Consider the following 15,462-nt stretch of genomic DNA (forward strand, 5'->3'; position numbering starts at 1 on the left):
GATATAATGATGATAAATAAAACACAGAGGAGAACATCATGTCGAAAAAAATAATCGGAATTGACCTTGGTGGAACATCTATTAAGTTTGCTATTTTGACTTCAGAGGGTGAAATTCAGGAAAAATGGTCCATCAAAACCAATGTTTTGGACGAAGGAAGCCACATCGTAGAGGATATGATTGAGTCAATCCTGCATCGTTTGGACTTGCTTCAGCTTTCTGCAGAGGATTTTATCGGGATTGGTATGGGCTCGCCAGGAGTAGTTGACCGAAAAAAGGGCACTGTTATTGGTGCTTACAACCTCAATTGGAAGACGCTGCAGCCAGTCAAGGATAAGATTGAAAAAGCGACTGGGATTCCTTTCTATATTGACAACGATGCTAACGTTGCCGCTTTGGGTGAACGCTGGATGGGGGCTGGAGAAAACCAGCCTGATGTAGTCTTCATGACACTAGGTACAGGTGTTGGCGGAGGAATTGTTGCCGAAGGTAAGCTCTTGCATGGACTTGCTGGAGCAGCAGGAGAGTTGGGCCATATCACTGTTGACTTTGATCAGCCGATTCAATGTACCTGTGGCAAGAAAGGCTGCCTAGAGACTGTTGCATCTGCGACTGGTATTGTTAATTTGACTCGTCGCTATGCTGATGAGTATGCTGGTGATGCTGAGCTGAAAAAACTGATTGACAATGGTGAAGATGTCAATGCAAAGGTTGTCTTCGACTTGGCGAAAGAGGGCGATGAGCTGGCTCTGATTGTCTATCGCAATTTCGCGCGCTATCTAGGAATTGCCTGTGCCAATATCGGTTCTATTCTCAACCCATCTACAATCGTTATTGGTGGTGGCGTATCAGCTGCGGGTGACTTCTTACTTGATGGTGTGCGCAAGGTTTATGAAGAGAATAGCTTCCCGCAGGTTCGTACTTCAACCAAGTTGGCCTTGGCTACTCTTGGAAATGATGCTGGCGTTATCGGGGCAGCATCATTGGTCTTACAATAATTCAACAAGTATGCTTTATTTGTTCTCCTGCAGAAAGGTCTGTAGGAGAATTTTTATGGAAAATTTGCTATACTAGAAAAAGCTCACTGAATGAAGGAGAAATCATGACGCTAGCAGATACGATTTTCAAAGAGAATATTAAAAAAATTATGGAGCAGGGTGTTTTTTCTGAAAATGCTCGTCCGCGCTACAAGAATGGAAATGTGGCCAATTCCAAATATATCACTGGTTCTTTTGCGGAATACGATTTGAGCAAGGGCGAGTTTCCAATCACAACTCTACGCCCTATCGCTATCAAGTCTGCCATCAAGGAAGTCCTTTGGATCTATCAAGACCAGTCTAATAGCTTGGAATTGCTCAATGACAAATACAATGTACACTATTGGAATGACTGGGAAGTTGGCGATACAGGTACTATCGGGCAGCGCTACGGAGCTGTTGTCAAGAAGCACAATATTATCAATAAAATTCTCCAACAGTTGGAAGCCAATCCTTGGAACCGTCGCAATATCATCTCTCTCTGGGATTATGAAGCTTTTGAAGAAACAGACGGCCTGCTTCCATGTGCTTTTCAAACCATGTTTGACGTTCGTCGTGTGGATGGAGACATTTATCTGGATGCAACTCTGACTCAGCGCTCAAATGATATGTTGGTTGCTCACCACATTAATGCTATGCAGTATGTGGCTCTGCAGATGATGATTGCCAAGCATTTTGGCTGGAAAGTCGGCAAGTTCTTTTACTTTATCAACAACTTGCACATCTATGACAATCAGTTCGAGCAGGCGGAGGAGCTATTGCGTCGGGAACCTAGCGACTGTCAACCTCGACTCGTGTTAAATGTGCCGGATGGAACCAATTTCTTTGATATCAAAGCAGAAGATTTTGAGTTATTAGACTATAATCCTGTTAAACCTCAGCTGAAGTTTGATTTGGCTATTTAATGTTTTTGATAAGTGTATGCGAAAACCGCCAACCTCTGCAAAAGTTCTGCTTGAATCATACTTTAAACATGCCTTTTTACAGCAAATTTGATAGAATAGAGTTACTAATACAAAGGATAAAAGGATGACAAAGAAGATTATTGCCATTTGGGCTCAGGCAGAGGATGGTCTGATTGGAAAAGACAAGGTCATGCCTTGGCATCTACCGGCAGAATTGCAGCATTTTAAGGCAACAACCACTGGACATGCTATTTTGATGGGGCGTGTGACCTTTGATGGTCTGCAGCGTCGCGTTTTGCCAAATCGAATCAGCCTGATTTTGAGCAAGGATAAGAACTATCAAGTTGACAATGAGAATGTCCTGTTGTTCAGCAATGTGGAAGATGTCTTGGATTGGTACCACAAGCAGGATAGAAACTTGTATATTATTGGCGGAGCGCAGATTATCAGAGCTTTTGAACCGTATTTGGAAGAATTGATTCGGACTGAGATTGCTGCTAAGTTGGAAGGAGATACCTATTTCCCTGAGACATTTGACTGGGCTCCTTATCAGGAAGTTAGCAGTGAATTTCATGCCAAAGATGAAAAAAATCCTTATGATTTCACTATAAAAAGATACCAAAGGAAGGACTCGTAAGAATGGAACGTAGTATTTTTGGTTTTTTTACGGCCTTTTTATGTGTCATTTGTCTTATTTGTGCCGTTCAAACCTTTCGGAAAAAGCGGTTTGGACTGGCAGCTTTATTTTTGCTGAATGCTTTTACAAACTTGGTAAATTCCATTCATGCTTTTTATATGACACTTTTTTAACATGTGCGAAAGAAAATAAATAGATTTAGAATTTTAGAATTGGAGTAAACAATGCCTACAAGTCGTAATGATGATATGATGGTTTTTTGTTCTTTCTGTGGGAAGAACCAAGATGAGGTGCAGAAGATTATTGCTGGTAACAACGCCTTTATCTGTAATGAATGTGTGGAGTTGGCACAGGAGATTATCCGTGAAGAGCTGGCCGAGGAAGTGCTGGCAGATCTGTCTGAGGTGCCAAAACCTCAGGAGCTGCTGAATATCTTGAACCACTATGTTATCGGGCAAGACCGAGCTAAGCGTGCCTTGGCAGTAGCAGTCTATAATCACTATAAACGTATTAACTACCACGACAGCTGTGAAGAAGAAGATGTGGAACTGCAAAAGTCAAATATTTTGATGATCGGCCCGACCGGGTCAGGTAAGACCTTCCTGGCGCAGACTCTGGCTCGCAGTCTCAATGTGCCTTTCGCTATTGCGGACGCAACTGCTCTGACTGAAGCTGGTTATGTTGGTGAAGATGTGGAAAATATCCTCCTCAAGCTTTTGCAGGCGGCTGACTTTAATATTGAGCGTGCAGAACGCGGCATTATCTATGTCGATGAGATTGACAAGATCGCTAAAAAAGGCGAAAATGTCTCTATCACCCGTGATGTTTCAGGTGAAGGAGTTCAGCAAGCTCTGCTGAAGATTATCGAAGGTACAGTAGCGAGTGTACCGCCGCAAGGTGGACGCAAGCATCCGCAGCAGGAAATGATTCAGGTTGATACCAAGAATATTCTCTTCATTGTTGGCGGTGCTTTTGACGGTATCGAAGAAATCGTAAAACAGCGTCTGGGTGAGAAAATCATTGGTTTCGGTCAGAACAACCGAGCAATCGACGAAGATAGTTCCTATATGCAGGAAATTATCTCAGAAGACGTTCAAAAGTTTGGAATTATCCCTGAGTTGATTGGCCGTTTGCCTGTTTTTGCTGCTCTGGAGCAACTGACAGTTGATGATTTGGTCCGTATTCTGAAAGAGCCTAGAAACGCCCTTATTAAGCAGTATCAGGCACTTCTGTCTTATGATGATGTTAAGCTTGAATTTGACGAGGATGCTCTGCAGGAGATTGCAAATAAAGCGATTGAACGTAAAACAGGTGCACGTGGACTTCGCTCTATCATTGAAGAAACTATGATGGATGTCATGTTTGAAGTTCCAAGTCAGGAAAATGTCAAACTTGTCCGTATTACCAAAGAAGCAGTAGATGGAACAGATAAGCCTATTCTAGAAACTGCCTAACGAGGTGCTTATGGAAATCAATACACACAATGCAGAGATTTTGCTGAGTGCAGCCAATAAATCGCATTACCCTCAAGATAATATTCCAGAAATTGCCTTGGCTGGCCGCTCCAACGTTGGAAAGTCCAGCTTCATCAATACACTGCTTAATCGTAAGAATTTAGCGCGAACTTCAGGAAAACCTGGAAAAACTCAGCTGCTAAACTTTTTCAACATTGATGACAAGTTGCGTTTTGTTGATGTGCCAGGTTATGGCTATGCCCGTGTTTCCAAAAAAGAGCGTGAAAAATGGGGCCGGATGATTGAGGAATATCTGACCAGTCGTGAAAATCTCAGAGCGGTTGTCAGCCTTGTTGATCTTCGTCATGACCCGAGCGCAGATGATGTGCAAATGTATGAATTTCTGAAATATTATGACATTCCGGTTGTTCTAGTAGCGACCAAAGCAGATAAAATCCCTCGCGGAAAATGGAATAAGCACGAGTCAGCTATTAAGAAAAAGCTGGACTTTGACAAAAATGATGATTTCATTCTTTTTTCCTCAGTCACCAAGGATGGCTTAGATGCTGCTTGGGATGCAATTTTGTCAAAAATTTAATATTACGAATTAAATCCAACTTATCTTTGAGTTGGATTTTTTGAAATAAAACGAAAAATGTTACATACTTGTAATTTATTAGTAGTGTTATTTAGTTATTTATTATGATAGAATGAATGAAAATAACGAAATAAACTTAGGAGAATAATGATGAAGAAGAGAATATCAAAAAGAGGTAAAAGAACCCTTTCGATTTTATTCATAATGATTTCAACTGTTATTGTTGGTTTTTATTTAGCTAATCGAACTGATACAGCTAGTGCCAATAATAGCGACCAACAACCTATGAACCCAACTGACTATTTTATTTCACAGATTGGTGAACCGGCTCGTCAGTTGGGACAGGATAATGATCTTTATGCTTCTGTAATGATTGCACAGGCTATTTTAGAGAGTGGCTCTGGACAATCTGGTTTGTCAAGTGATCCTCACTATAATTTATTTGGTATTAAAGGACATTATGAGGGGCAATCTGCTAACATGGAAACATGGGAAGATGATGGAGAAGGTAACTCTTATACTATCAATGATAGTTTCCGTTCTTATCCTAGCTATGTGGAATCTCTGCAAGACTATGTTGCTGTACTCAAGCAAGGGCATTTTGCAGGCGCATGGAAGAGTAATGCACCAACTTTCCAGGATGCGACTGCTGCCCTGACTGGTGTCTATGCAACAGATACTAGTTATAATGCTAAATTGAATTATATTATTGAAAAATACGATTTGACTCGCTTTGATTCACCACTCTATGAGTCTGGAGCTGGTTATATCGTTTACAATCCTTATCGTCAGCAATATACTACTCAAGATGTCTTGGATGTTGATGTTGCTTGGGCAAATAGATTTTTATAGTACAACTAAAAAGAGGGAGACCTCTTTTTTAGTATATATAGATTTTCTTTATGATTTAAATAAAAAATATATATGATTCCTTACTTTCCTTTATGATACAATAGGTAAATAGCAAAAAAATAAAGGAAGTATTATGGCTAAAAAAGATTCAAAACATGAACATTCTCAAAACCACAACTTTGAGAATGAAGGTGAATTTCATCGTAAGATGACGAGCAGGCATCTCTTTATGCTGTCACTTGGTGGTGTTATTGGGACAGGTCTTTTTCTCAGTTCTGGTTATACGATTGCTCAGGCAGGGCCTTTGGGAGCAGTTTTATCTTATCTAATTGGTGCAGTGGTGGTTTATTTGGTTATGCTCTCTTTAGGAGAGCTTGCTGTTGCCATGCCAGTGACTGGTTCCTTCCACACTTATGCAACAAAGTTTATTAGTCCAGGCACAGGTTTTGCTGTTGCTTGGCTCTATTGGCTTTGTTGGACGGTGGCTTTAGGAACAGAGTTCTTGGGCGCAGGTATGCTGATGCAACGATGGTTTCCTAGTGTTCCAGCTTGGTTTTTTGCGGCTTTTTTTGCAGCTGTAATCTTTGGAATGAACGCTCTTAGTGTTAGATTGTTTGCAGAAGCAGAATTCTACTTTTCAAGTATCAAGGTTATTACGATTATTGTCTTTATTATCTTGGGAATTGGTGCGATATTTGGTCTGATTCCTATGAGTCACCATCAAAACGCGCCTTTCTTCAGTAACTTGACAGCTCATGGAGCTTTTCCTAAAAACTGGACAGCGCTTTTGTCTATTATGCTGGCAGTGAACTACGCCTTTTCAGGTACAGAACTCATTGGTATTGCAGCAGGAGAAACGGATAATCCGACAGAAGCTGTACCTAAAGCTATTAAAACAACGATTGGTCGTTTGGTAATCTTCTTTGTGTTGACAATCATTGTTCTAGCTGCTTTGTTACCAGTCAAGGAAGCAGGAGTGACACAGGCTCCTTTCGTAACTGTTTTTGATAAGATTGGCTTACCTTATGCAGCGGATATCATGAATTTTGTTATCTTAACAGCTATTCTATCAGCGGGAAATTCTGGGCTATATGCTTCTAGTCGTATGCTATGGTCTTTGGCAAATGAAGGAATGATTAGCAGAAAGGTTGTAAAAATTAATCGTCATGGCGTACCAATGAGAGCTCTCTTATTATCTATGTTAGGAGCTGCATTATCGCTTTTTGCAAGTTTTTATGCAGCAGACACTGTTTTCCTAGCTTTGGTTTCGATTGCAGGTTTTGCAGTGGTAGTTGTTTGGTTGTCTATTCCCATTGCTCAAATTCGTTTCCGCCAAGAATGGCTGAAAGAACATCAAGAGGATGAACTAGCTTTCAAAACTCCCTTTAGTCCTTTCTTGCCTTACATTACGATAGTTCTTTTGGTTTTATCTGTCATTGGGATTGCTTGGGATAAGTCGCAAAGAGCAGGGCTTTATTTTGGTCTACCTTTTGTTGGTCTTTGCTATCTATATTATTACCTTCGTCATCGTAGATCTTAGGAGTATGTCATGGGAAAATTTAAAAATTTGCTTGACAAGCAAGAAATCATTATTTTAGATGGAGCCTTAGGTACAGAGTTGGAAAGTCGGGGTTATGATGTATCTGGTAAGCTTTGGTCCGCTCAATACCTATTAGACCAGCCTCAGATTATTCAAGATGTGCATGAAAGCTATGTGAGAGCTGGCAGTGACATCATCACTACGTCCAGTTATCAGGCCAGCATTCCAGCATTTATAGAGGCAGGACTAACTCCTGAAAAGGGTTACGATCTTTTAAAAGAGACAGTCTTCTTAGCACAAAAGGCAATCGAAAATGTCTGGCAAGAATTATCTCCAGAAGAGCAAAAGCAGCGCTCTTATCCATTAGTTGCTGGGTCAGTAGGACCTTATGCTGCCTATCTGGCCGACGGTTCAGAATATACGGGAAATTATCAGCTGAGCGAGGCAGAATTTCGAGAGTTTCACTGCCCGCGTATTCAAGCTTTACTGGAAGCTGGGAGTGACTTGTTGGCTATTGAAACGATTCCAAATGGAGCAGAAGCGGCAGCAATCCTCCGACTTTTAGCTGAGGAATTTCCGCAGGCTGAGGCTTATTTGTCCTTTGTTGCCCAGTCGGAGAATGCTATATCAGATGGCACTAAGATTGAGGAATTAGGAAACTTGGCTCAAGAAAGTTCACAAGTCTTGGCAGTTGGTTTTAACTGTACAGCTCCACATTTAATTGCTCCGCTATTAGATGGGCTTGGACAAGTGTGCAACAAACCTTTTCTGACCTATCCAAACTCTGGCGAAACTTATAATGGCTTGACCAAGACTTGGCACGACAATCCAGAGCAGGAGCGGAGCTTGCTGGAAAATAGTAAACTTTGGCAAGAGCAAGGAGTGCAACTTTTTGGTGGTTGCTGCCGAACACGGCCAGAAGATATTGCTCAGTTAGCAAAAGGATTTAAGGATTGAAAATAAATTTTCAATCCTTTTTTAGAAAATTTAAAAAGGTTCTCGAAAACGCTATCAAAAGCAAGAACTTTGTGATATACTATACATAGTTTAAATTAATAGGAGAAATTTTTATGCCTGAATCGACATTTATCCCTAAAATTGAAGCAGCTTGCCGCAAGAAAGAAGCTTTGTTTGATACAAGCAAGGCCAAGTATGCTGTTCGTTCCATCTTTGCTGGAGCTTTCCTAACCTTTAGCACTGGTGCTGGAGCCATTGCGGCAGATTTGACGAATAAGATCGTTCCAGGAACTGGGCGCTTTCTCTTTCCTTTCATCTTTGCTTGGGGATTGGCTTACATTGTCTTTCTAAATGCAGAATTGGTGACTTCTAATATGATGTTTCTGACTGCTGGTACCTTTTTGAAAAAGATTGACTGGAAAAAAGCCTTGACGATTTTGCTTTATTGTACCTTTTTCAATCTGATTGGCGCCTTGATTGCCGGCTGGCTCTTTGCTAACTCGGCTGCTTATGTAGGGCTTAGCAAAGATAGTTTCATTTCTGGTGTTGTGCAGATGAAGCTCGCTCGATCTAATGAGCTGATTCTGCTTGAGGGAGTCTTGGCCAATATCTTTGTTAATATCGCTATTCTTTCCTTTGTTTTGGTCAAGGATAGTACGGCTAAACTCTTCTTAGTTATATCAGCCATTTATATGTTTGTATTCCTGACTAACGAACACTTGGCAGCCAACTTTGCTTCCTTCGCTATCGTGAAATTCAGCTCAGCAGCAGCGGAAGTGCAAAATTTTGGTATTGGAAATATCCTACGCCACTGGGGCGTAACCTTTATCGGTAATCTCATCGGTGGTGGTCTACTCATAGGTTTGCCATACGCTTGGTTTAATAAAAACGAAAAAGATTACGTGGATTAATGCGGTGTAATTTCAATAAAATAAAAAAGATTGCTTAAAAGACTTGCAATCTTTTTTCTCTTTTGCTATAATTATCAATGGTTTGAAAAAACTGCCTAAGACAGTAGGGGAGCTCGACTCATAAAGATCCTACCGAGGACAAAACGTATCATGTAAAAAGAAGCGTATTGTACTTTCGTGTCTAGGTTTGGGCGCGTTTTTCTTTTGGAAAATTCCCAAGCAAAATAATTACGGAGGTGAAACACTAAATGAGTGAAGCTATTATTGCTAAAAAAGCGGAACTGGTTGACGCAGTTGCTGAGAAAATGAAAGCTGCTGCTTCTATCGTCGTTGTGGACGCTCGTGGTTTAACTGTTGAGCAAGATACCGTTCTTCGTCGTGAGCTTCGTGGAAGCGAAGTTGAGTACAAAGTTATCAAAAACTCAATCTTGCGTCGTGCAGCTGAAAAAGCTGGACTTGAAGACCTGGCATCTGTTTTTGTTGGACCATCTGCAGTAGCATTTTCTAACGAAGATGTTGTTGCTCCAGCGAAAATCTTAAACGACTTTGCTAAGAACGCTGATGCACTTGAAATCAAAGGTGGTGCAATCGAAGGCGCTGTCGCATCAAAAGAAGAGATTCTTGCACTTGCAACTCTTCCAAACCGCGAAGGACTTCTTTCTATGCTCCTTTCTGTACTTCAAGCACCAGTTCGCAACGTTGCACTTGCTGTCAAAGCAGTTGCAGACAACAAAGAAGACGCAGCTTAATCTTAAGCTACGCAGCGTAGCCTAGCTACGAAAAAAATATTATAAATTTAAAAATTATTTGGAGGAAATAACAATGGCATTGAACATTGAAAACATTATTGCTGAAATTAAAGAAGCTTCAATCCTTGAATTGAACGACCTTGTAAAAGCTATCGAGGAAGAATTTGGTGTAACTGCAGCTGCTCCTGTAGCTGTAGCTGCTGCTGGTGCTGGTGAAGCTGCCGCTGCTAAGGATTCATTCGATATCGAATTGACTGCTGCTGGCGACAAGAAAGTCGGCGTTATCAAAGTTGTACGTGAAATCACTGGTCTTGGCCTTAAAGAAGCTAAAGAACTTGTTGATGGTGCACCAAACGTTATCAAAGAAGGCGTTGCTGCAGCAGAAGCCGAAGAACTTAAAGCTAAATTGGAAGAAGCAGGCGCTTCAGTTACTCTTAAATAATAGAGTAACGCAAATTGAATGCGAAAGCCTAGTATATTAAGGTTAAGAATTGCTTAAGGTGATTTAAATCTTAAATTGGGGTGTTATTCCCCACCAAATCCCCGCCAAGTTAGATCTTGGCGGGGATTTTTTTTTACAACAAAATAGACTATATAATTCCTTTGTCAGTTTTATCCCTATGCAGAAATTATAGTGCTCTCTTTTCTAAATACAATCATCGCCTTCATCTGGCGCATATGCCAACCACACCCAGGCTAAACCAAGATCGGTAGCTTGGATAATATTATTTTGCATAGTAATTAAATTATGATGAAGTGCAAAATCAATGTATTCATCTAACTGATTTCTTTTATCAGCATAGCCTTCTTCAATTAATTTAGAGATTGATTCAGGTAAACTCACGTAATCTAAAAAGCTAGTGAAGTAGGTATCTGTTATTAGTGTTTCACAAATTTCAAAATTTGAACCTTTGAATTCTCTTTGTAAATGATTTTTAATTGACATTCTTTTACTTCTTTGAAATTTATAGTATGTCAGAAAAATGTGTTAAAACTGTTAGCTATACAACAGCCTATATTTTGAGTATGCCATAAAAACGCAGAAAAACTGTTTTTTCCGTTGATTTCATGAGTAATCGTGAGTGATGTCTACCTAATAAGACGAGCAATCTCTGTAGATTTCTCACCTATCTTGAGATAGCGCTCATTTTACCACATTCAGAGTCTGATAATTAAGAATAGTTTGATTTTTTGTTGGAATGATTAGTGGGTATGTTCATCTACTTTTATACTGAATTGGAGAATTCTTATATTTCAGAAGAATATGACTTTTGTGTTATACTTCATCTTACAACCGCACTTGAATAAAAGTTTAAAAATGCTATAATAGGTATGTTGAGAGTGGTTAGATCACTTTTTGAAATAAATAATTGGCACATTGTCAAGTCAAGTGCAACAAGTTCATGGATAGACTGGGATTCCATTGTTTAAGCTGTTTGGGCTAGCCCAAACAGAAATTTTGAAGTTTTGTACTGATGAAGTCGCCTAGGTCTTTCGTTAATAGCTGAGAGATATTGAGCGAGTTCTTCGTCAGTCAGCGGATTGAGAGATTTGCCTTTAGGGAAAAACTCTCTGAGGAGCCCGTTGAAGTTCTCATTTGAACCTCTTTCATGTGATGAATGACGAACATGTCTTTTCTGTTGCACTTCATTTTACAACACGGGAAATAAATAATTCCTTGAAAACGATTTTCTGTGAGTGCAGGAGACTCTGTTTTCCTGTGTATTTCATATCGACATTTAAAAAAATAAGGAGGTTGTCTCTTGAAGAGAAAACAACAGGATTTTAGAAACGAGAAGTACCTTCGTTATAGTATTCGGAAGTACAGCTTTGGGGCAGCATCGGTTGCAATTGCAGCCGGTTTGATGTTCCTAGGTAATGGTGCAGTATCTGCTACGGAGGTACAAGGTTCTGATACTACGGTAACAGTAACTAAATCACCAGCAACACCAGCACCGACAGATAAGTTGGAGTCAGATTTAGCAACAGTGAGATCTGAAGTTGTGACACCACCAACAACAGTATTAGCAGAAAAACCGGAGTCGCCTTCAACAGCGGTGAAACCTGAAGTTGCAACACCAGCAACTGCAGAGAAGGAAGATAAGATAGTAGAAGCTAAAAAAGCTGATAAGGCTGCTCTGACTAAAAAAGTAGTTGAGTTAGAAGCAAAAGTTGCATCTGCAAAGAAAGCTGATGCAACAGCGATAGTTACAGCAAATGAAGTATTGACTGCTGCAAAGGCAGTTCTTGCAAACGAAACTGCAAAACAGGCTGATATCGATGCAGAACTTGCTAAAGTTGAAGCTTTGATCACGGTTGTAGTTGAGTCAGACGAAGCTGGGAAACAAGTTGAGGAAACAGCAACAACTACAGCAGTCAAACCAGTGGCGACCACTGCTACAGAAAAAGCTGTAGAAGAATCTAAAAAGGTTTTGGAACAGGTCACGTCAGAAGCGGAAGTGACAAATGTTCTTGCAGATGAAGCAGTTCGTAGAAATAAGGTTGAAGGCGCAAGCAAAGCAGCCATCGAAGCGGCAGTAGTCAACAATAAAGCAGCTATTGCGGAAGCTAAGAAAGTTTTAGCAGCTGATAACGTTACCGCACAGCAAATTAACACCCAACTATCACGCTTAAATGATTCCATTCTTGCTGTCTACAATGATCTGAAAAAAGCAGGAGTTGGAAAAGACGTAAACTTTGGAGTAGCTTTGGCTGCTCAAGATTTCTATGCTGAAGAAGGGACAAATGTCTCTCGTGTCTCAGAAATAAATGCTTCAAATCACACAGGTAAGGATACCTATACGATTCCAGTACAAGAAATTAAATTAATTACGGGTACTGATGCTGCAGGGTTAGAGATAGAAGTCTATTCTAATCAGCGAGTTGGCAATGATACAAATGCTGGAAATGGGATGCATACAGAACAAGGTGGAAAGACTGGTCATAACAACAAAGGACGTGTAGACTATCCATTAACCCCTGATGCCGCTAAAAAATTAGCAGAAGAAGCACCTCTTTGGAGAAACAAACTTCGTGCGGATGGGTCAAGAATTTTAAACGCTGCAACATCGATTTACTCTGCTAATGGTGGTTATGAATACCTAGCTACAGAAATTTATGGATTGGGTTACGAACAAGGAATTGATCGTGTACTAATTAAAGGCTTGAAAGATCGTATCGCTGTTTCTGAAAATGCCAAGCAAGCTGGTTGGAGTTTAACTTCTGTAACTCCAACTAACCTTGTCCCGGGATTGACATACGATTCAGAAACAGACACAATTCAAGGAAAAGTTATAGCGGATATTGAAAATGGAGTTTATGATTTACGATTTAATATTACTGCGACCAATACAGATGGTCGTACGGTAACTTTCCAAATTCAGAATCTTCGTGCTGGTTGGGTCGGGTGGCAAGATAGTACGCCTCCTAAAATAAAATCAGATTCTGAGCGTTATGATCGTAAAGTAGGTGATGATGCTAATGTAAACATTCAATTCTATGACGAATCAGGTGCCAGTGCAACACCAGCAAATAGTCGAGGAACTTATAACTACACGACGGTTGAAGGAAAAGTTGTAAGAGTGCCTCAAAGATTTTCTAGAGCAGTGACAGGAGTTTCAGGATATAACACCATTGGTGAACAATTAGATGATTCTAAAGTCCTAATTCCAGGTACTAGCTATAGTGTTGCAAACAGTACTTCTGATGAGCAAGCTGCTGATCAAACGAATATGGGGAGAGGAATCATTTCTGGAAAATTAACTGAAGCAGGAATTTACACAGTCTCCGTATTTGCAAAAGATTATGATAAATTGGCTAATAATAATGTCTGGAACCAATCTGGACAAGAAGCACATGCTACTGTAACATTAGTCGTGAAACCAAAGGTTGAGGTTCAAAACGTTGAAACTTACTCAACGGTTGTACCAGTTAAAATTTCTAAAGGTGCATCAAGTGCTAAGATAACAATGCCGGATGGTACTGTAACCAATCTAAAAGCAGTTAACGGCAAATGGCTCGTAGACAGTGGTTCAACCAACACAGCTGTTTCTGAGAATCAAGAATTAGGTACTGTTGATTCAGATACAGTATTTAATATTCCTGTGACATCAGAGGCAACTGCCCAAGTTGGTGTGAACAATATTAAAGTGGAAGCATCTGTTGAAAATGTTAAGGGAACTTTCTTACGTGAACAAGTTGAGTTAAATGGAACGGATGGGCAAAAACATACTGCGACTTTTAATAAGGCTACCGGACACTGGGAGTTACCTGGCGACTATGCTGAAAGTAAAACACTGAATGGTGATGGTACGACAAGATGGACTAAACGTCAAGTGTACACAGAAGCTCAGCAAGACGGTGGTATGAAATTTTATATCTATGAGTACATTCGACAGCTTGATAGCACTGGGAAAGTGACAAGTGTAGAAACGCCAACTCGTCCAGAAACGATTTATGTTTCTAGGAATACTAATCAGGTAGGAGATGGAATGTCAGTAACTGTCACTTACGATAAACATTCAAATACCTGGGCGTCATCTGATGGAACTGAAGTGACTGCTACTAAGCTTGAAAATGACTCTTGGGAAGTTCATACTAAGTCAGGATTTGGTGGTATTATTAGAGGGACGATTGCAACAAATACTGATGTGGCAACTGTAGTAAATACAAAACCAACAGCAACTTCACAAGATTATACTTCAACAAAAGGTACAGTTGTTGACCTTCGTAATGAAGCAAAAGCTGCAGTAAGCATCTCAGACTCTGAAGATACTAAATATGGAAAAACTACCTATATCACTCGAATCACAGTAACATCGCCTTCAGGAGTTCAAAAAGTATTTGATACCAAACAAGATGCAAATAACTATAATATTGCTAGTGGATATAGCTTAAATGAAGTAGGAGTATATACAGTTAAAATTGATGTTATTGATAGTAATGGAAATTATACTACTGAAGCAACAATCGGTGGAACTGAGTCGGGAGTTGATCATGGAGTTGATTCATCAACCGCTACAACAACCTACCATATTACAGTAACTGATACGATTGAAGGACATAATGTGACTTCGACTGATATTCAAGGTGCTACTCAAAAAGAAACTCCAACCTTTACATCTGTTGGAGATGGATCACCAGTAAAACCAAGTGCTTTTTCGCCTGCTAAGTTAGTAGATCCAAAAACAGGTGGATTTGTTGACACTCTAACAATTGATGGTCAGGGTACCTACTCAATTAATAATGAAACAGGTGAAGTAACTTTTGTTCCATTGAAGACATTTACCGGTACAGCTACACCTGTCACAGTTTCACTTACTGCCAAATTAGGAAAAGATGCAAATGATACTGATATTACAGCAACTGCTACAGCAACGTATTCTCCAACTGTAATACCTGTTAAACCAACTTCTACAGATGATGAATCTGAAGGACCTAAAGGGCAAAAACAAAACGGTACACCAACTTTTACTGGTGGTAAAGTTGAAGTAAACGGTGTAGAGAAGACTGTTGAAATTGATGAAAATGTTAAACCAACCTTTGATGATGGCACAACTAAGAAAGTTGTTCCGGGAGAAGGAACTTATACCATTGATGAAAATGGTGTGGTAACTTTCACACCAGAAAAAGACTTTGTTGGGAAGGCTTCAGGAGTTACGGTCAAACGAGTTGATAAGAACGGAACAGAAATAACTGCAAAATACACTCCAACTGTACGTCCAATTACTTCATTTGTAGATACTAAGGGGAATACATTAGTTCCAACCGAAGACGGCGAACAACCTAAGAAAGATATTCCAGGTTACCGCTTCGTAGAGACT

Annotated in this window: 14 protein-coding genes, 1 pseudogene and 1 other annotated feature; of the genes and pseudogenes, 13 read left to right on the forward strand and 2 right to left on the reverse strand. The window is 40.1% G+C overall.

The features are described from left to right. Positions 1 to 38 precede the first annotated feature (38 nt). The 12 genes from AX677_RS07950 to rplL all read left to right on the forward strand — a co-directional run bounded on the left by AX677_RS07950 (position 39) and on the right by rplL (position 10,082). A complete protein-coding gene (locus AX677_RS07950; protein ID WP_002895587.1) occupies positions 39 to 998 on the forward strand; it encodes an ROK family glucokinase in 960 nt (319 codons plus the stop codon). A gap of 104 nt (positions 999 to 1,102) precedes the next feature. Continuing rightward, entirely contained in the window at positions 1,103 to 1,942 is an 840-nt protein-coding gene (locus AX677_RS07955) for a thymidylate synthase (protein ID WP_004191373.1), read from the forward strand. Positions 1,943 to 2,066: 124 nt separating this feature from the next. Next, positions 2,067 to 2,579 carry a dihydrofolate reductase gene (locus tag AX677_RS07960; RefSeq protein WP_060976756.1) on the forward strand — a complete coding sequence of 171 codons (513 nt, stop codon included), beginning with the start codon at positions 2,067 to 2,069 and terminating at the stop codon, positions 2,577 to 2,579. 2 nt (positions 2,580 to 2,581) lie between these two features. Beyond that, on the forward strand, positions 2,582 to 2,752 hold the full coding sequence (locus AX677_RS09550; protein ID WP_002895584.1) for a hypothetical protein: 171 nt from the start codon (positions 2,582 to 2,584) through the stop codon (positions 2,750 to 2,752). A gap of 51 nt (positions 2,753 to 2,803) precedes the next feature. Further along, the gene (clpX, locus tag AX677_RS07965; RefSeq protein ID WP_060976757.1) at positions 2,804 to 4,033 is read left to right on the forward strand and encodes an ATP-dependent Clp protease ATP-binding subunit ClpX; all 1,230 of its coding nucleotides are present in this window, start codon (positions 2,804 to 2,806) and stop codon (positions 4,031 to 4,033) included. A gap of 10 nt (positions 4,034 to 4,043) precedes the next feature. Further along, positions 4,044 to 4,631, forward strand: a complete 588-nt coding sequence (gene yihA / locus AX677_RS07970; RefSeq protein WP_060976758.1) for a ribosome biogenesis GTP-binding protein YihA/YsxC — start codon at positions 4,044 to 4,046, stop codon at positions 4,629 to 4,631. A 150-nt stretch (positions 4,632 to 4,781) separates the two neighbouring features. Next, on the forward strand, positions 4,782 to 5,483 hold the full coding sequence (locus AX677_RS07975; RefSeq protein WP_060976759.1) for a glucosaminidase domain-containing protein: 702 nt from the start codon (positions 4,782 to 4,784) through the stop codon (positions 5,481 to 5,483). Positions 5,484 to 5,616: 133 nt separating this feature from the next. Continuing rightward, positions 5,617 to 7,023: an amino acid permease gene (locus tag AX677_RS07980; RefSeq protein ID WP_060976760.1), complete on the forward strand. Its 1,407-nt coding sequence runs from the start codon at positions 5,617 to 5,619 to the stop codon at positions 7,021 to 7,023. A gap of 9 nt (positions 7,024 to 7,032) precedes the next feature. Then, on the forward strand, positions 7,033 to 7,980 hold the full coding sequence (mmuM, locus tag AX677_RS07985; RefSeq protein WP_060976761.1) for a homocysteine S-methyltransferase: 948 nt from the start codon (positions 7,033 to 7,035) through the stop codon (positions 7,978 to 7,980). Between the two features lie 113 nt (positions 7,981 to 8,093). Further along, positions 8,094 to 8,891 carry a formate/nitrite transporter family protein gene (locus AX677_RS07990; protein ID WP_060976762.1) on the forward strand — a complete coding sequence of 266 codons (798 nt, stop codon included), beginning with the start codon at positions 8,094 to 8,096 and terminating at the stop codon, positions 8,889 to 8,891. Positions 8,892 to 8,967: 76 nt separating this feature from the next. Then, positions 8,968 to 9,103 (forward strand) — a sequence feature (ribosomal protein L10 leader region). 36 nt (positions 9,104 to 9,139) lie between these two features. Next, positions 9,140 to 9,640: a 50S ribosomal protein L10 gene (gene rplJ / locus AX677_RS07995; protein ID WP_002897628.1), complete on the forward strand. Its 501-nt coding sequence runs from the start codon at positions 9,140 to 9,142 to the stop codon at positions 9,638 to 9,640. A 73-nt stretch (positions 9,641 to 9,713) separates the two neighbouring features. Continuing rightward, positions 9,714 to 10,082, forward strand: a complete 369-nt coding sequence (gene rplL / locus AX677_RS08000) for a 50S ribosomal protein L7/L12 (protein ID WP_002900419.1) — start codon at positions 9,714 to 9,716, stop codon at positions 10,080 to 10,082. A gap of 204 nt (positions 10,083 to 10,286) precedes the next feature. On the opposite strand, the gene AX677_RS08005 is transcribed toward rplL, so the two are convergent. Beyond that, positions 10,287 to 10,586 (reverse strand): hypothetical protein, encoded by a 300-nt coding sequence (locus tag AX677_RS08005; protein WP_060976763.1) that lies wholly within the window; start codon positions 10,584 to 10,586, stop codon positions 10,287 to 10,289. 481 nt (positions 10,587 to 11,067) lie between these two features. Next, a pseudogene (locus AX677_RS09230) lies at positions 11,068 to 11,262 on the reverse strand (IS30 family transposase); the annotation flags it as partial. A 141-nt stretch (positions 11,263 to 11,403) separates the two neighbouring features. On the opposite strand from AX677_RS09230, the gene AX677_RS08010 reads away from it, so the two are divergent. Further along, the coding region (locus tag AX677_RS08010) for a YSIRK-type signal peptide-containing protein (protein WP_060976764.1) at positions 11,404 to 15,462 on the forward strand (4,059 nt) is incomplete at its 3' end.

Origin of the sequence: Streptococcus sp. CCH8-C6 (genome assembly GCF_001557225.1) — a bacterium.
Classification (GTDB): domain Bacteria; phylum Bacillota; class Bacilli; order Lactobacillales; family Streptococcaceae; genus Streptococcus; species Streptococcus sanguinis_C.